The organism is Candidatus Stoquefichus massiliensis AP9, assembly GCF_000455285.1.
Taxonomy (GTDB): Bacteria; Bacillota_I; Bacilli_A; order Erysipelotrichales; family Coprobacillaceae; genus Stoquefichus; species Stoquefichus massiliensis.
On record NZ_HG005289.1, the window covers coordinates 269785 to 288723 of the forward strand.

Consider the following 18939-nt stretch of genomic DNA (forward strand, 5'->3'; position numbering starts at 1 on the left):
CTTCTTATATACGCTTTTTTTCAAAATTTTTTATGAAAACTTCAGACAATTATAATTGCATAAAGCAACTATCAAATATAAAAAGAAAGTACCATCTCTGGTACTCAAATATGAATCTTCATATAATCATTTCTTGGATTTTTGCAATTAATATTTCTTCTTGTTTGATATTTGATACATGAGTATAGATTTGTGTAATAAAAATGAAAGCATCAAGTTATACTTTTTTTAGAAGATTCTATAATTTGATTATTTATATAAATATTTTTTAAAAATTAATACAACATTACTTAATATAAGCATTAAAACTATTTCAAAAATAAAAACTATTATTCCATATATAAGAAAATCAATGAAAGAATAAATTGGAAATTGAATATAGAAATAAATTATAAAATTAATAACAAACACATTTATCGATATTATTAATAGAGTAATTGTATGTCTTACGTTTAATTTAATTATATGATTTTTTAAATAAACTATAAAATATATCAATCTATAACTAATAGCAACTAAAGTTCCTATTGCTACACCTTCTATTCCAAAATTTAACAATAATATTATAGAAATAACAATATTCAATATTGCTTCAATTATTGATCCAAAATTTGTTTCTTTAAATTTTCCACCCGCTAGAACCAATAGTCTATATGATTCTCTCCCACAGTATACAAATTGTGCACACACCATAACCCACGCAAAAATTGGTCTATAATAATTTACATCATTTATTCCTGATGTATATAATTTTACAAAGGGATTTATTAATAGAAGACATGTTGCAAATAATACACAACTTACTTCCCATAATCCCATTTCAAAAGTTTGGAATTTCTTTCTCAATAATTTTGTGTTTTCCAAAGCAATATATTTTCCAAGAACACTTTGATAACTATTAGACACACTAGCAATTATAGTTCTCATTGCATTTAATGCAAGCATATATACTGAATACACACTTACTTCTTTAAGTCCCAAACAAAAAGTGATTAAAATTACATCAGTATTCATATTAATAAAATGAGCTAAATTTTGTGAAAAACCACTCCATCTGTTTTTTAATAATGATGTATCTATATTTGTGTCTTTTATAATTGTATAGTGTTTCTTTACATACCAATTAAATATAAACGGTTGAATTAAATATACAATACTGGAACCTAGCTTAACAATATGTATATTAGGTAAAAATTTAATAATTAATATACTTAATATCAAATTAATTATAATTATTAAAATCGAAACAATATTACATATATATATTTTCTGATCAGCTTGCAAAAATAATTTATTTGTTATTGAAAATAAATATTGAACTAAAGTAGTTATACTTAGTATTAAAACTAACGAACAAGTATATTGATACGAGAATTGATTGAGAGTATAAAATGGATAAAGAAACATTAATAAAAATGTATATATTAAAAATATGATTCCAATTTTATAAAAGAAATTTTCACATGCTGTTAATATACTACCTATTAATTTTATATTTCGTTTTTCAATAGGTTTATAAAGTTCAGCAAGAACCACTGCTCCTAACCCACCTTCCAACAATGAAATAAAACTTAAAAGTTGTGTTATTGATGATATTAATCCATTTACCTCTGAGCCAAAAGAAGAAATAATAAGTCTAGGTAAAATTAATCCAGCTACAATACTACTAAGCTGCAAAATAAGAGATGTTATAAAATTTAACTTAATTCTCATTTACTCAATTTCTTAATATTTCAACTATTTTTTCACAAGCAAAACCATCACCATATGGATTAGATGCATATGTCATCTTTTCATACACCTCATTATTCTCTAATAGTTCTTTAAATGAATTGTATATTCTATCCTCATCTGTTCCTACTAGTTTTAGTGTTCCAGCTTTAATTCCTTCTGGTCTTTCCGTTGTATCTCTCATGACTAATACTGGTTTTCCTAATGAAGGTGCTTCTTCTTGTATCCCTCCACTATCTGTTAATATCATATAACTTTTTGCTAAAAAATTATGGAAATCTATCACTTCTAACGGTTCAATAATATGCACTCTATCACAATCACCCAATTCTTCATTTGCTGCTTTCCTAACTTCAGGATTCATATGTATTGGATAGATAACTTTTACATCATTATGTTCATCTATAATTCTTCTAATCGCTCTGAACATACGATGCATTGGTTCTCCTAAATTTTCTCTTCTGTGAGCTGTCAGCATAATCAATTTAGAATCACTAGCCCATTCAAGTTCTGGATGTGTATAATCATCCCTTACTGTTGTTTTTAATGCATCTATTGCAGTGTTCCCAGTTACAAATATGGTTTCTTCATTTTTTCCTTCATTGATTAGGTTTTGTTTACTCATTTCTGTAGGTGCAAAATTATATTTTGCAATTATACCTACTGCCTGTCTATTAAACTCTTCAGGATATGGTGAATAGATATCATAAGTTCTAAGCCCAGCTTCTACATGTCCTACAGGAATCTGTAAATAAAAACAAGCAAGAGCTGTAACAAAGGTAGTGGAAGTATCTCCATGTACCAATACAACATCTGGCTTGACTTCTTCAAGAACAGATTTAATTCTTTTCAATATATTTGTTGTCACATCAAATAAAGTTTGCTTATCTTTCATAATAGAAAGATCATAATCAGGTATTACATTAAATACCTGTAATACCTGATCCAACATTTGTCTATGCTGTCCTGTAACACAGACAATTGTTTTTATTTCATCATGTTTCTTCAATTCATTTACTAATGGACACATCTTAATTGCTTCGGGACGTGTACCAAATACTAACATTATTTTTTTCATATTAACTTTACATTCCTTTCATCCTCTGACTTTAGAACATATATCAATTGATAATATCTTGTTTATAAAATCTAATATTTACTTAGATTAATCTTTTAATATTAATCAATCTGTTATTGTGAGTCTTTTCAAATTCTACAAATATAATACTAATATTAATATAATCTTTTATTTTTTTAATTAGACTAGTCTCTTTCAAACAAATCTCTCGTATATATCTTGCACTCTACATCTTTCAATTCGTCTGTAACTCTATTCACAACAATAACATCACTAATCTTTTTAAATTCTTCCAAATCTTTTATAACTCTGCTCTTATAGAATTCATCTTCTTTTAGTGTTGGTTCATAAACAACAACTTCTATACCTTTTGCTTTTATTCTCTTCATAATTCCCTGTATTGCACTTGCTCTAAAGTTATCTGATCCTGACTTCATTGTTAGTCTATAGATTCCTACTACTTTAGGTTGTTTATTAATAATTTCTTGTGCTATATGATCTTTTCTTGTTCTGTTGCTTTCTACTATGGCACTGATTAAGTTCTCTGGCACATCCTGATAGTTAGCCTTTAACTGTTTTGTATCCTTTGGTAGACAGTATCCTCCATATCCAAATGATGGATTGTTGTAATGACTGCCTATTCTAGGATCTAAACATACTCCTTCAATAATATCCTTGGTATTTAATCCTTTCATTTCTGCATAGGTATCTAATTCATTAAAGTATGATACTCTTAATGCAAGATATGTGTTTGCAAACAACTTAATGGCTTCTGCCTCTGTACTATCTGTAAACAGCATTGGTATATCTTCCTTGATTGCTCCTTCTGCTAACAGATTAGCAAATTCTCTTGCTCGTTCACTCTTTTCACCAACAACTATTCTTGATGGATAAAGGTTATCATATAACGCTTTTCCTTCTCTTAAGAATTCTGGTGAAAAGATAAGATTATCTACTCCATATTTTTCTTTCATCTGTTTTGTAAATCCAACAGGTATTGTTGATTTGATAATCATAATAGCTTTTGGATTAATTTCTAATACTGATTCAATAGTCTCCTCTACACTAGATGTATCAAAGTAATTCTTCTGCTCATCATAGTTGGTAGGTGTACTAATGACTATAAATTCAGCATTTTTAAAAGCAACCTCTTTATCAAGAGTTGCTTTTATGCTTAAGTCTTTATTTTTTAAATAATCTTCAATTTCCTCATCCTGAATAGGTGAAATATGATTATTAATCATATTCACCTTTTCTTTTATAATATCTAAAGCAACAACATCATGATGCTGTGCCAATAATGTAGCAATACTTAATCCTACATACCCTGTTCCTGCGACTGCTATTTTCACATTTTTATTCCTTTCCTAAATAGAATTTTACTATATAATTATTTTTTTATATACATAACTAAATGAAATATAAACAGAAATGTAATTGGTATCATTCTAGTAGTAATTAACTCTAAATTCTCAAACATTGAAATAGAAAGCCATCCAACAAAAAAATTTACAAATATAATCTTTTTATTATACCTATATAATAACTTCTTTAGTATTAAAAACATTAATAAACAAAACACAAAAAACGAAAAAAAACCGAAACATCCTAAAATTTGTAATAAGGCATTATGAGCATCAAAAGGCAATCCACTCACTGTTATTCCTGCATAATCTTTTAGGTAATATATACCATTACCAAACAAACTAGCATTATTAATAGTGTATTTCCATATATCGCTTCTACCAGAAGTTAAATCCTCATTTCCCCATTTATGAAAAAATATGTTATTAAAAAACATAGAGATATCATCAAAAAATATTAAACCAAAAATGACCACTATCATTAATATTATAATTTCTTTAAATGATTTCTTCTCATTAAAAAAAAGATGAACATAAGTGATTACAGACACTATCAAGAAACACATCATTGAAGTTCTCGATCTAGTTATAGCCAATAAAAAAATTATAAATAAGTTACAAATAATAAAAACAAAAAATTTTTATCTTGTTTTATACACAATCTATTCATCAGTAATATTCCCATAAAAGCAATTAGCACACCTTGAGAATTAGTACTTACTACACCATATAAAGAGAAAGCTATAATCATAGCTGTAAAATATGCATAACAAATACATAAGTATATAGTATCCATATTTTTAAAAGAAATTTTAGACAGTAAAAATATACTAATTATAAGCAAAACAGCTGATAACAAAGAATTTATATCAATCTTGATTATTGAGATAAATACAATAAAAACAAGAAAAATTAATATTGTATTTAAAATAAGTTTATTTAAATTATCTACTTTGTGATTTGATATTTTATTAATTAATAAAAAAAGTATTATTATATATATAACTGGAAAAAATCCTCTTACTTCAAATTTTATAGCTAAATTTCTAGAATTAAATGATATCAAAATCCCCACAAAAAAAAATAAAATTGATATTAAATATATTATAAAAACTCTTAACTTATAAATATTCATCTTAAATTTCATTCAATTTATAATCCTCCTATATTCATTTGTTTATTATTCAATAAATTAATTTTAGTGTTTTGCATTTAATTTAGTAAAAAGAAAAAATTTATAATTAAATAAAAATCTAAAATTAAGGTTGAGTCTCATTTCAATTGTATTAAAAGTTAGAAGGTATTAATTTAATTTCTTTTAAAATAGTATTATTAAAAGAACATTGATATTGAATTCTTTTAGATGCACTCTCAGACAATTTCATAAAAAAATCACTATCATTCAATATCAATTCATATGCATCTACAAAAGTAGATATATCATTATTTTTACATAATAATCCATCTTTTTTATTAGTTATAAATTCAGGGATAGCTGTATTATATGATGTTATCGGCACTAAGCCACTACTCATAGCTTCACACATTGAAACACCTTGTGCATCTTGTCGAGTAGGACATAAAAATACACCATATTCCTTATGTATTTTAGCTACTTCTTCCTGTGTCATAAATTTATTACATACATTTACATTATTAAATTTAGTAACTTTTTGTGTTAGTTTATCAAAATATTTTCCAACACCATAAATAGTTATTGTTAATTCATTAAAATAACTTTTTTTACTTAATTCTTTAATAAACTTAATTGAAATGTCATTTGCATATTTTCTATTTTCAAAGCTTCTAACTATTAATATTTTTTTACGTTGAGAAATATCCTTATTATTATAATTAAAAATGGAATTATCTATATAATTTGGTATTATGCAATAATTATCTATACTAGATTTTATATCATGACATGTTATTCTATACATCCAATCAGAAACAAATATAAATTTAGTATCTGAGTGATGGTTAATATAATTTCTAAAGCATTTCAGTTGTTTATTGTTTTGATATATATATAAGGGAAAATGCAGGTTTAAATTAAATAATCTTCTTTTCCAACTTAACGCTTCAAAACCATGAACCCATACATAACATTTATTTTTATCATTAATAACATCCATAATTTCTTTATTTAAAAAATGTATAAAAATAGAATCATAAATTTTATTAGTCAAAATTTGCTTTATATTGTTTAAATTATCATTATAGACATTAACTGTCTCAAAAATATACTTACTTTTATTATTTGAAATAGTATAAACATCGATTTGAATTCCCAATCTCTGATATGCACGTACTCTGCTATGTATAAATGCCATCATATTTGGCTTTTTATATGATGGATATGACGGCGCTAAAACAGCAATTTTTAAATTTTTATATTCCATTACTTTTCTCCTAATATTTACTGATTTTTCCCTTTTATTTTCAAGAATACACTTTATAAATTTATTTAAAGTAAATTTATTCACTTAAACATTTTAATAGTTACTATATCAAAAAGTGTTTATTTATCTATAAACAATTTATATGGAATAAACACATGAAATATATTACTTTTTAATTCCTTCATAACCAAATGATTTTTTTGTAATTATTCGATTTAAAAGATAAAAAAAATAACTTATTATATATTTTATAGAAACATGATTATCTTTAAGAATTTTAAATCCTTTTATTATTTTTCTTTTATATAAAGCAATTCTAAATCTTTCTAAACTTATAACTGATATAACTTTTCTTTTATCCTTAATTGATAATTTATCAATTCTTTCATTAAATACCTTTAAATAATATTTAGAAATTTCTTCAAGTTCTTCAAATGTTCTTTCTTTACTCCTATTTTCTTGATGAATAATCAATTCTATTGAATCAATATATTTTAATTTTGTCTTTTCTAAAACTCTAACTAAGAATTCTATATCCTGATTTCTGACAAATGATTCATCATAACCTCCAATATCATCAACAATGCTCTTTAATAGAAATAGATTAGAACCTGATCCTAAATATAACGTCCTCATCAATGCACTTAAATATAAATTACCACTTCTTTTTTCAGATGATAATTGAATCTTATTTTCTGACTTTATCAATTTATACCCTGTGTAACAAGCACCAAATTCATCATTTTTTTCTAAACAATTTACTTGTTTTTCTATTTTACTGTTTTTAATCTCATCATCATCATCTATAAAAGTTATATATTTCCCATTTGCATGTTTCCATCCTGTATTACGTGCTGACGACCCATTTCTATTATATTTGTGTTTAATATATTGTATTTTATGATTATCAATATATTTACTCATAATTATTTCAGTTTCTTTACGTGATACAGTATTTGGATTATTATCATCAACTATAATAATTTCTATATTTTTATAAGTTTGTGTTAATACAGATTGAATCGTTCTATCTAACATCGTTGGTCTATCATAAGTAGGAATTATGATAGATACAAGTGGAATTACTTCATTATTGCTTTCTTTCACATTCTCCCCTCCATTTGATAAATATTATTCATAATTTTATTTACTACATTTATATCAAATTTTTCAATTTTTTTTGATTTATATTCTTCTTTTATTGAAACCCTTTCTAAATTATCTTTAATTAATTTAGTTATTACTTCAATATCATCAACTTTAAATAGATATTCCTCCTCAAGAAGATCTTTACAACCTCTAATATTGGATGCAATACATGTTTTATTACATGCAATTGCCTCCATTAATGATACTGGTAATCCTTCTCTATATGAAGGAAATACAAACAAATCAGAACATTTTAAAATCTCAATAACATCATGGCGAAACCCAATAAGTTTTAAGTTCACATGATAACGCTTTGCTAACTGATATAACTCATCTTTTAATGGACCTTCGCCACATATTAAAAATGTGTATGGCACTTTGATATTCTTCAATGCTTTTAGTACAATTTTATGGTTTTTATTCTTATTAAGTTCTCCTACCGAAACAACAATTGGTTTAGTAGAACTAATACCTAACTCTTTGCATTTTTCTTCTTTATTAAAAACTGTTTTATTTATTTCATTAATGTTAATTCCAATTCCAGGTACATATTCTAATCTTTTCATATAGAAATTTTTATTAGCTCTTGCATAATCTTCAGTATTGATAGTAATTAATATATCAGTGTATTTAGATAGCCATTTTTCAATAGGATAATATATCAACCAATTCAATAATGGTGCACCTTTATAAAAATGAAAGCCATGTGCTGTATAAATACAAAACTTACTTGTTTTATATGCAACCAGTCTTCCCAGAACTCCACCTACTGGTGTATGACAGTCAATTATATCTATATTTTTAGAATTAATTAATTGAATCAATTCTTTATATGCACTGTAATTCTTTAAAGAGAAAGGGGTTCTTTGGATTGATAAATAATGCATTTTCACATATGAAGGTATTTTATTTTCAAGATCATGTACTGAACCAACTGCAGCATGTATTTCATATCCTAACTCATGCAGTATTTCAAATTTATTAACCATAAAGGCATTTAAAAAACTTGGTATTGTAGCTATAAATAATATCTTTTTCATAGTAACATCTCCTCATTTAAATAACTTATTTTATCCCAGCCTTCTGCAGGTATAAAGTAATTATTTCTATCAAATGAAATATTCTTAATTAACTTCAAATGATATCTTTCTTCATTTGAAAACACTTTTACATCATCTACATTATTACCCATAAATGGAATTTTATATTTTTCCAATGTATTGATATAATTAAGAACAGGAACCATCTTAATATTTAATCCCATAAAATATACAAGAAAATAATCAAATGCAATCATATTATCCGAACATAGTATTCCACCAACATATTTAGGAGTGGGAGCCAATGGCCCATTCTTTTCTCCAGATATGATCATATCTCCAATCGTGAAAATATTTCTCTGCGGTTCATTGCTTAGATTACCTTCTTTATCAGCATATATAACAGCTCGATCAATATCTAATATAGATCTCCAAATTGTATCATTTCTGTACCAGTTCCCAGTTCCTTGATATTTCTTATGAGTTAATCTTCTGAAAATAAAAAAAGGTATTCTCATTACCTTAATTAATCTTCCCATCTGATTATTGCCTTTTTTCAAGTACATTAATTCCTGATCTCTTAATTTTGTTTCTGTACCAAATATGATTTTAGGACCGTTAAATTCATCTCCACCATCATTCATGCTTCCAACAACTGTATGCGGGATAGAATTCTTATGAAAACTTGTACCTATAAAATTTTTTAATGCTCCTGTATATCCTGCTTTCCTATGTGTCTTTGGCTTACATAGATTGATTATACAATCTGCTTCCAGAACTTGCTTGCTTATTGAACAGATATTATCAACTTCATTATGATACTTTCTATTCATATCATCAAAATCAACAATTCCATTCCTATATCGACCAATTTTATTACTTATTTCATAAAAGTAGGAACTATTCTTTAAATTAACCTCTATTTCTTCTGATTTAATTTCATCTACATTAATTTGATTTTCGAATCCTGATACAATATTTCCTCTTAAATCTACAACCTCAATTTCAATATTTCTTTCCTTACACGACTGAAAAAGTTCATTATAATGAGCACTGATGAATAATTCTTTTAAATTGCAATCTGGCATAGGACTATCACCAACAATAATTTTCCCACTATCATTTAATGCTATATTGACATAATCGATAATGCAGCGAATTACTGATGCATGCGTTACTAAGCAATCTATTCCTCCTTTTCTATTTTCATTTTTTTCTTCTACCCAATTTGGTTTTATTAATACTGTATCTCCTTTCTTTATCAAAGATTTAAAAGGATTCCATTCTTTCTTTCCATAATTTTCTGAATCCAATCCAAAATTATACAAACAATTTCTTATCATATCATAAACTTCATTTTCTTCATTTGAAATATCGCTATATTTATATTCTGGATACTTCTTACTAGGAGCATAACCATACTTACATGATGGATAATGTACATTTTTCCTTTTTTCAAAACTAACCTTTTCCATTATTTCCTCCACTCATTAGATATATACCTTCTCTTCCCAGAACTCAATACAGGAATTTCATCAACAAATTCAACCGCTATTATAGCGTCCTGACCTACAATTTCCTTTAATTCACTTTCTATTAAAGCCACATCAATATTATTGGATATATTTAAAATTAACTTATATTCTTTTTCATCAGACTGGATGAATTGAAATTGTCTTATGTTTGGATAGTCCCACATCATATTCGTAATGCTGTGTGGCGATATAACTTCCCCTGTAGTTTTATAAATAATATCAATCTTTCGACCTCCAAATTGATCAATGACTCTTTTTGCTATTCCATTATGATCTTTTCGATAACTTATTCTACCAATATCACCTGTATCATAGCGAATCATTGGCATTGCATAATTATATAAATCCGTAACAACAATGCGCCCAATCTCACCTTCATCTGCTGGTTTATCTTCATTCAATTTAAATATCTCAACATAATAATTTGCCTCATTTAGATAAAAAACATTATTTTCTAATTCATCCTGTCCTATTACGCCATTCTCTTCATTAGAATACCTTGAATAACAACGACACTGAAATGTTTCTTCAATATTTTTTCTTACATCATCAAATAACATATCAGATCCACTCACTACTCCTGACAATTTAATATTTGGTAGATTATGATTGTTCTTAATATATTCACTCAAAACCTTATATGTTGATCCATACCCTAATAGCATTGCTTTGCCATTTTGGCTATACTTTATTATCTTGTTTAATAAAAACTTTAATTTATCATTTGATAAATTGTTACAATCAAGCGTAAACTGATTTTGCATCAATTGCTTATAGTATGGCTTTTTACTTCTATTTGACAATGATCTTAAATAAATAAGGTTATTTCCAATTTTATATCCAACTTTTTGACTGTAAAAAATTATTTCGGAACTTACTTTTTTCTTTTTATATGCATTTTGATAACATATAAACGGTGTTCCAGTTGATCCACTTGTAGCCATTTGGAATAATTGTTCATGTTTGTAATCTGAATTCATAATTTTTTCTTGATTATCTTTTATGATATTTTTATTTATTAATGGAAAATCCATAAAATCCATTCCCTTGTTTATCGAATAAAATTCTGTTTTATTCGTTGCAGTTTCTATTAACCTCTCTATGTTTTTCTTTCTATCATTTAGTAACCACTCGTCATTATAACTTAACTTATCATATTTATTTAAAATCATTAAATTATTTGTAATTATCGAGCCTTTCAGTTTATCCAATAAAAAGAAAACTTCTCTTCTTAATTTATTAAACATATATCAAATTCCTTTCTTTATGGATATATCCAAATACTTCATCATATAGATATCTTTATCATATTTACCTATCTGGGATTGATTGATTATACCGTTCATGTTATTCATCATATATTTAGGAAAATTACACCCACATTCATACGCATGTGGATATCCTCCGCCAAATCTTGGATTAACTTCTGATACGTAAAATTCATCATTCTTCTCAAATACATCTATATCTATCTGTCCAATAAATCCCATCTTTTTTACAAACTCTTCAACTAGTTTAAATAATTTATCATTCTTTACAGAAACAGATTTATCAGTTTCTCCTGCACGCATCAATAATTTTTTCTTAATAAAAATAGATATTATCTCTTTTGAAATAACATCTACATAAACATCCACACCGTATTCAAACCCATTCATATATTCCTGAATCATAAGGTTATCATATTTTTTCATATTGAACTCTAAATCATCAATATTATTAATCAGTTGTATATTCATGCTGCAGCTGCCATTATATGGCTTTACAAACACTGGAAAATCAATCTTTCTACTCATATAATCTTCTTTAAATTCATTAAAATCGACATAGCTCTTTACTGTTGGAACATCTAATTCTTTACATGTTTCATACATTCTATATTTATCAAAGCAAGCCTCTACTATTTCATAGTCAGATACAAATGGTATAATTCCCTTTTCAATAAATCTTTTTTTGTTTTTTGATATTAACGACAGTTCAGGATCTATCAAAGAAAATACTCCCTCTATCTGTTCCTTATCACAAATTTCAAATATACAATCTAGATATTTTGAATCATCAATTCTAGGGACTATATAATACCTATCAGCTGTATACAACGTTGGTGCCAATGGATTGCAGTCTGTACATATAACCTTTCCTTTTCCATTGATTTCCTTTTTAAAATATTCTACAATCTTATTTCTCGTTCCAGAACTTAATATAAGTATGTTCATTCTATCCCTCCAATTCATTAAAAAACAATGGTGTCCCTCCTGTATGAATAAACAGAATATTTTTATTTTCAATATGATTTGCCTTTATATACTCCATCATTCCATAAAACGCTTTTCCCGTATATGTTGTGTCCAATGGGATTCCATACTTAAAAAAGACATTATTGATCATTGCTTTTATTTTACTATTCCCTGAACCGTAACAATCTCCTGTATAATCATCAACGAATACTGTTTCTTCTTCAATAACTTTACAGTTCAAATTAAAGCCATTTTCTTTTAGATATGTATTCATGCTATTGATTACTATATCTCTGCCGTAGGGATATTTTCTTGCTATGCTAATGCCAACTACATGAGCATTATCATTATATAGAATCTTTCCCAGAACCAGCCCTGCCTGTGTTGTTCCAGTTCCAGACGCAAAAAAGATATAGTCAAAATGAATATTTTCCTGCATTTCATAGTCATATATTTCCTTATAGCAGTCAATCATAGCCTTGGTACCTAGATTTCCATGTCCTCCACCCTCTATAAAATAGGGATTAAATCCTTGGTTTTTTAGTCTTTCTATTTCTCTATTAATAGTGTCATTAATATCACTGACTGATGCCACCACTACTTCAGCATCCAGTAATTTTATGATCTTCTTATTGTATGTTTCCTTTTCCTGCTCAATCGGACTAATTATCAAGCATGCTAGATTTACAGACTTTGCAAGATTTGCAACTATTCGGCAATGATTGGAGCTTGAAGTTCCATATGTAACTATATAGTCACTCCCTCTGCTTTGAATATCTTCAAAAAACAAAATAGCTTTTCTTGCCTTGTTGCCACCAAAAGAAAAAGGTATAAGATCATCTCTCTTAACAAATAACTGATTTGAACAGTCATTTAAAGCATAAATAGGTGTTTTTATGCAATTCCTATTATGTAGTTCATAGTAATACCTATCTCTATAAGCACCATCACGTAATACATCCTTCTTTTTGATTCCATATCTAATAAATCCCACTTTATCAAAAAGAGCCTGTGCTGATAGGTTATCTATTTCTGTGACCAGTATTAATTTAGAAAGATTCAAGGTTTCGAAAGCATAATCCTTCAATACTAATAATGCCTTTTTAGCTATTCCTTTTCCCAAATATTTTCTTTCGCCTATTGTAATATACAGTTCAGCACCATACTGATTAATATTCAGCAATCCTATAATTCCAACTGCAATACCATCACACTCTATAACTAAATCAAGTCTATCCTTTTTATCTTTTATATTTGCAAACCATCTTAATGTATTCTCTTTTTTTAGTGGTAAACTGTAATGTAGATATTTGTTATTGAGAGGGTTGTTAATCCATTCGATTTTTTTATCTATATCATCTTCATTAAATCTTCTGAGGAGTATTTTCATATATACACTCCCTGAGAGTGAATTATGTTATAGAATTCATACCCCCCCCCCGAGATTTTCGGGCTTAATTTTTCCATAATGAAAAGTGAACAGTAATGTCCATCTATAAATCTCTCTTCATGCAATCTGCCTGCTTCAACATATCCTAATGACTGATACATCCTAACTGCTCTGATATTTTCCTCAACTACAGACAACTTAATTTTTCTTAGATTCAGATAATCAAATGCGTAATTCTCAATCAGTCTGCATGCTTCCTTTCCATATCCAGAACCCTGTAATTTGCATTCTCCTATAAAAACTCCTAACTCACAAGTTCTATTGATCCAGTTTATTTCATATAGTCCGATCATTCCAATGGCCTCATGCTTATCATCTGATTCAATAATAAATCTTTTATTACTTCCTGTAGTATTCATCATATTTTCCATCCATTTTTTTTGAATATCGATAGATGTTGGAAGAAATCCTCCTCCTAGATACTTATAAACCGACTCGGTATTTTTCCATTTATTTAATAAATATACATCATCATAAATAATGGGACGTAACTTTACTTTATCTCCATTCATTATTGTCATGATTATCATCTCCTATTGATTGGCATAAATATTTTTTGAACTAAATACTGCCCACACTGTTTTCAATATGATTTTTACGTCATTTATAAAACTGATATCTTGTACGTATCTTACATCATATTCGATTCTTTCATCCCATGTTGCTGAATTTCTTACTTCCGATTGTGCAAGACCTGTCAATCCTGGTCTTGCATCAAATCTCCTTTTTTTAAAGTCATCATATTCTCCTATCTGATATGGATGATATGTAACTGGAGGTCTTGGTCCAATAATTGACATATCACCTTTACAGATATTAAACAGCTGAGGCAATTCATCTAGGGAGGTTTTTCTTAAGAATTTTCCTATTCGTGTAATTCGTGGATCACTTCCCTCCTTTACCTTTAAACCATCTCCAATATGCTCTGCATTAACAATCATTGTTCTAAATTTTATAATTTTAAATACATTTTGATGAATACCGACTCTTTCCTGTAAGAAAAAGATTGGTCCCTCTGAAGTTGATTTAATCAGAATACAAATAATTATAAACAATGGACTTAGAATAATAATAGTTACCAGTGACAATATAAAATCAAGCATTCTTTTTATATACTTTCTATACATGATTCCACAACCCTTTGATAATACTACAGATTCTTTCTAAGTCTTCATCAGTCATCTTTGTGTCACTTGGCAGGCAGACTCCATGTTCAAATAATCTCTGTGATGTTTGATTATCATCAATATAGTCACATTCACTAAAGACTGGCTGCATATGCATTGGTTTCCACACTGGTCTTGATTCTATATCATTCTCTTCTAATGCTATCATGATATCTAATGGCTTTACCTTACAGTTATCATCTAACTGTATTGTTGTTAGCCAGCAGTTGGAATAGGAATTATATAAATCTCTAGGCATAAGTGTTAATCCCTTAAGTTCTGATAATTCTCTTTGGTAATACTCATAAATGTATCTTTTCTTGGATACTCTTTGATCTAATACCTTTAGCTGCCCTCTACCAATTCCTGCGACAACATTACTCATGCGATAGTTATATCCTATTTCCTTATGTTCATAATGCCTTGCATTCTCTCTTGCCTGTGTTGACCAGAATAGTACCTTTGATGCTTTCTCTTTTGCATCATCAGTATTAAAAAGAAGCATACCACCACCTGATGATGTAATGATCTTATTTCCATTGAATGAAATAATTCCATAATCACCAAATGTTCCTGTATACTTCCCATTGACTGTTGTTCCTAATGATTCTGCCGCATCCTCTATTAAAGGAATATCATATTCATTGCATATGCTTTTGATTTCTTCTATCTTTGCCGTTAATCCATATAAATGAACAACTATAACTGCCTTAGGTAAATTATTCTTATACTTTTCAAAAGCTTCTCTTAATGCCTTAGGTGACATATTCCAAGATTCATCACTATCAATGAATACTGGTATAGCCTTTTCATAAGTAATTGGATTGGCAGAAGCACTGAAAGTCAGACTCTGACAAAAGACTAAATCTCCCTGTTTTATTCCAACACTCTTTAGAGCCATATGAATAGCAGCTGTACCACAAGACAAGGCAACTGAAGTTTTAGCACCTAGCTTACTTTTCATTTCATTTTCAAATTCATTCACATTCTTACCTAAAGGAGCAATCCAATTGGTATCAAATGCTTCCTGTATATATTCTTTTTCATAGCCTTCATCACTCATATGTGGTGAAGCTAAAAAGATATGTGACATTATCAATCCCTCCAAACATATATTTTTGTATACAAAAAAAGCCATAGCATTCACTATGAACTTTCATATACCCTCATTAACTTTTACTAATGACTTCAAGTCCAACTTGAACAGTTGTGATTTGACCAAACAATGAAACATCAACATAAGCCACTCTCTTATGCCTATCAATTTTCATTATACTTCCTTCTTGTCCCATCAAAGGACCATTTGTAATACAAATACTATCACCTTCAATATATCCACAAGAAATATCTACAACATGTTCACTTCCACCAAACCTTGCAAGAAATATAGCCTCATCTTTATATATGGGATAAATATTCTTCCCATCATTCCCTAATAGTTTCGTTAAATCAGGTATCTTCTTTAACTCATTAAATAAGTCATCTATATGATCACTTATCATAAAGACATAACCTCTAAATAAAATTTCCTCAATGTTATGCCATTGACCTCTTATTTTCCTCATCCTCTTACATCTAGGAATAAAACATTCAATCAAAGCATGATTATCAATAATCATATCACATGCTCTTACGATTTCATCTTCTCTGCCGCACCTCACTTGTACAGCATACCAATTATCATACACGTTCATTCCTCCATTTGGATATGCTTCGCCCATCGAAATATGAAATAAATATACTTCGACTTGGCTTAGTTATAACAAATTGCTTGAGTAACGCGACCACGCGACGATTACTCAAGGACAATTCTTTTTCAATTAACTAAACAGATACTTCTTCTACCTGTTCTTTCACTTTTCTTTTCACACCTTGTTTTTCTTTATCATAATGATATGTTGGCACAAGATGCTTAACCGCCACTCTCATATCACTTTCTTCATCATAAGCGATTTTATATAAATCTTCAAGTTCTTTTAAGAATTTCTCAGTATTGATATCTATTGGCTGTCCTATATGAATCAACTTATTAGGTGTTGTTCTTAATCCTTCTTCTTTCATTAACATTTCTTCATAAAGCTTTTCACCAGGTCTTAACCCTGTAAACTCAATCTTAATATCAACATCAGGTTCATATCCAGACAACTTAATAAGATTTCTTGCCATATCAACAATCTTCACAGGTTCACCCATATCTAAGATAAAAATTTCTCCTCCCTTAGCATAAGCACCAGCCTGTAAAACAAGCGATACTGCTTCTGGAATCGTCATAAAGAAACGAATAATATCTGGATGTGTAACTGTCACTGGTCCACCATTTTGAATTTGCTTTTTGAACAATGGAATAACAGAACCGTTTGATCCTAGTACATTCCCAAATCTCACAGCAACATATTCAGTCTTAGACATTTTGTCATATGTTTGTACAACCATTTCACATAAACGTTTAGAAGCTCCCATAATATTGGTTGGATTGACTGCCTTATCAGTAGAAATAAGAATAAATTTCTTTGCTGCATATCGATCACAGGCTCTCACAACATTTAATGTTCCAAAAACATTATTTTTAATAGCTTCATGTGGTGCATCTTCCATCAATGGAACATGTTTATGTGCAGCAGCATGATAAACAATATCAGGATGAAACTCAGCAAACAATTCATTCACTTTATTAACATCTCTCACTGATGCTATCATAACCTTTAAATCTAATTTAGGATACTTACGTTTTAATTCTAATTGAATATCATAGGCATTATTTTCATAAATATCAACAATAATCAATTGTCTTGGACCTCTTTCAGCAATTTGTCTACACAACTCACTTCCAATTGATCCGCCACCACCTGTAACCATAATTACTCTATCATACACATATGACATAATCTCATCAAGATTCACACGAATAGGATCTCTTCCTAATAAATCCTGAATCTCTACATCCTTTAATTTATTGAGAATGATTTCACCAGAAATAAACTGATACATACCAGGTAATTTCTTTAATTTACATTTTGTTTCTTTACAAATATTTAAAATTTCAGAAACTTGCTTATCATCAATAGATGGTAAAGCAACAAATATTTCATCAATTTTATATTTTTGCACACAATCAATGATTGCATCTCTGTTTCCTACAACAGGTACACCATGAATAGATCTTCCCATTTTATTAGGATCATCATCAATAAAACAAATAATTTCTCTATTTAATCTTGATGATACTAATATTTCCCTTAAAATCTTTTCACCAGCTGATCCTGCACCAATGACCATCACTCTTGATTTTGGTGTATCACTTCTGCCAAATAAATGATGACGACTCGCATACAATCTCAATAATCGATAACCAAATCGTGTTCCACCAGTAATCATTGTCACAATCATAAAATAAATAAAATATGTACTTTCAGGGGGATTAAAACCACTCAATTCACAAATCAGTACATTCACAATCGTGCTTGCAGCCGTTGCAATAACAATATTCATCAATTCAGTGATAGACGCAAATTGCCATAAACTCGAATAAAGTTTCATGACAGCAAATAAGCCAAGACTGACAGCGAGGAGTACCATTGCTAGTGGTAAAGATCCCTGAATAAATCTTGACTCTATAGGTCCATTAAAATAGAGGGCTAGTGCACCATAGAAAGCAACAGTAATACTTATAGCATCAATAAAAATTAAAATTAATCTGCGCATAAATAATTGCTTTCTATCTTTAATACTATTCATTTTCATACCCCCCCCCCACGGTTTTTTTCATTTTTGTTAACTCCCTTTCACG

The 18939-nt window shown here is 28.4% G+C and carries 17 protein-coding genes; all 17 read right to left on the bottom strand.

The window, feature by feature from the left end; genetic code table 11:
• Nucleotides 1-249 precede the first annotated feature (249 nt).
• A complete protein-coding gene (locus BN350_RS19085; protein WP_044600271.1) occupies nucleotides 250-1713 on the bottom strand; it encodes an oligosaccharide flippase family protein in 1464 nt (487 codons plus the stop codon).
• Nucleotides 1714-1717: 4 nt separating this feature from the next.
• A complete protein-coding gene (wecB, locus tag BN350_RS10970; RefSeq protein ID WP_028043630.1) occupies nucleotides 1718-2809 on the bottom strand; it encodes a non-hydrolyzing UDP-N-acetylglucosamine 2-epimerase in 1092 nt (363 codons plus the stop codon).
• 185 nt (nucleotides 2810-2994) lie between these two features.
• Nucleotides 2995-4161, bottom strand: a complete 1167-nt coding sequence (locus BN350_RS10975) for a nucleotide sugar dehydrogenase (RefSeq protein WP_028043631.1) — start codon at nucleotides 4159-4161, stop codon at nucleotides 2995-2997.
• A 38-nt stretch (nucleotides 4162-4199) separates the two neighbouring features.
• Complete coding sequence (locus BN350_RS10980; protein ID WP_028043632.1) at nucleotides 4200-4742, bottom strand: O-antigen ligase family protein; 543 nt, start codon at nucleotides 4740-4742, stop codon at nucleotides 4200-4202.
• 35 nt (nucleotides 4743-4777) lie between these two features.
• Complete coding sequence (locus tag BN350_RS10985; protein ID WP_028043633.1) at nucleotides 4778-5320, bottom strand: hypothetical protein; 543 nt, start codon at nucleotides 5318-5320, stop codon at nucleotides 4778-4780.
• 139 nt (nucleotides 5321-5459) lie between these two features.
• Nucleotides 5460-6575 (bottom strand): glycosyltransferase family 4 protein, encoded by a 1116-nt coding sequence (locus tag BN350_RS10990; RefSeq protein WP_049945563.1) that lies wholly within the window; start codon nucleotides 6573-6575, stop codon nucleotides 5460-5462.
• 165 nt (nucleotides 6576-6740) lie between these two features.
• Nucleotides 6741-7682, bottom strand: a complete 942-nt coding sequence (locus BN350_RS10995; protein WP_028043635.1) for a glycosyltransferase family 2 protein — start codon at nucleotides 7680-7682, stop codon at nucleotides 6741-6743.
• Nucleotides 7679-8764 (bottom strand): glycosyltransferase family 4 protein, encoded by a 1086-nt coding sequence (locus BN350_RS11000; protein ID WP_028043636.1) that lies wholly within the window; start codon nucleotides 8762-8764, stop codon nucleotides 7679-7681. Before BN350_RS11000 ends, BN350_RS10995 begins: the two co-directional genes overlap by 4 nt.
• Nucleotides 8761-10239 (bottom strand): DUF362 domain-containing protein, encoded by a 1479-nt coding sequence (locus BN350_RS11005; protein WP_028043637.1) that lies wholly within the window; start codon nucleotides 10237-10239, stop codon nucleotides 8761-8763. Before BN350_RS11005 ends, BN350_RS11000 begins: the two co-directional genes overlap by 4 nt.
• Nucleotides 10239-11546 (bottom strand): phenylacetate--CoA ligase family protein, encoded by a 1308-nt coding sequence (locus tag BN350_RS11010; RefSeq protein ID WP_028043638.1) that lies wholly within the window; start codon nucleotides 11544-11546, stop codon nucleotides 10239-10241. The genes BN350_RS11005 and BN350_RS11010 overlap by 1 nt, the downstream gene beginning before the upstream one ends.
• Nucleotides 11547-11549: 3 nt before the next feature.
• Nucleotides 11550-12515: an ATP-grasp domain-containing protein gene (locus BN350_RS11015; protein WP_028043639.1), complete on the bottom strand. Its 966-nt coding sequence runs from the start codon at nucleotides 12513-12515 to the stop codon at nucleotides 11550-11552.
• Nucleotide 12516: 1 nt separating this feature from the next.
• Entirely contained in the window at nucleotides 12517-13926 is a 1410-nt protein-coding gene (locus BN350_RS11020; protein ID WP_081652898.1) for a pyridoxal-phosphate dependent enzyme, read from the bottom strand.
• On the bottom strand, nucleotides 13923-14507 hold the full coding sequence (locus BN350_RS19095) for a GNAT family N-acetyltransferase (protein WP_049945564.1): 585 nt from the start codon (nucleotides 14505-14507) through the stop codon (nucleotides 13923-13925). The genes BN350_RS11020 and BN350_RS19095 overlap by 4 nt, the downstream gene beginning before the upstream one ends.
• A gap of 12 nt (nucleotides 14508-14519) precedes the next feature.
• Nucleotides 14520-15113: a sugar transferase gene (locus tag BN350_RS11035; protein ID WP_028043640.1), complete on the bottom strand. Its 594-nt coding sequence runs from the start codon at nucleotides 15111-15113 to the stop codon at nucleotides 14520-14522.
• Complete coding sequence (locus BN350_RS11040; protein WP_044600272.1) at nucleotides 15106-16245, bottom strand: aminotransferase class V-fold PLP-dependent enzyme; 1140 nt, start codon at nucleotides 16243-16245, stop codon at nucleotides 15106-15108. Before BN350_RS11040 ends, BN350_RS11035 begins: the two co-directional genes overlap by 8 nt.
• Nucleotides 16246-16321: 76 nt before the next feature.
• Entirely contained in the window at nucleotides 16322-16846 is a 525-nt protein-coding gene (loaP, locus tag BN350_RS11045) for an antiterminator LoaP (RefSeq protein ID WP_044600273.1), read from the bottom strand.
• A gap of 130 nt (nucleotides 16847-16976) precedes the next feature.
• Nucleotides 16977-18887, bottom strand: coding sequence for a polysaccharide biosynthesis protein (locus BN350_RS19100; RefSeq protein ID WP_044600290.1), 1911 nt, complete (start codon nucleotides 18885-18887; stop codon nucleotides 16977-16979).
• Nucleotides 18888-18939: the final 52 nt, after the last annotated feature.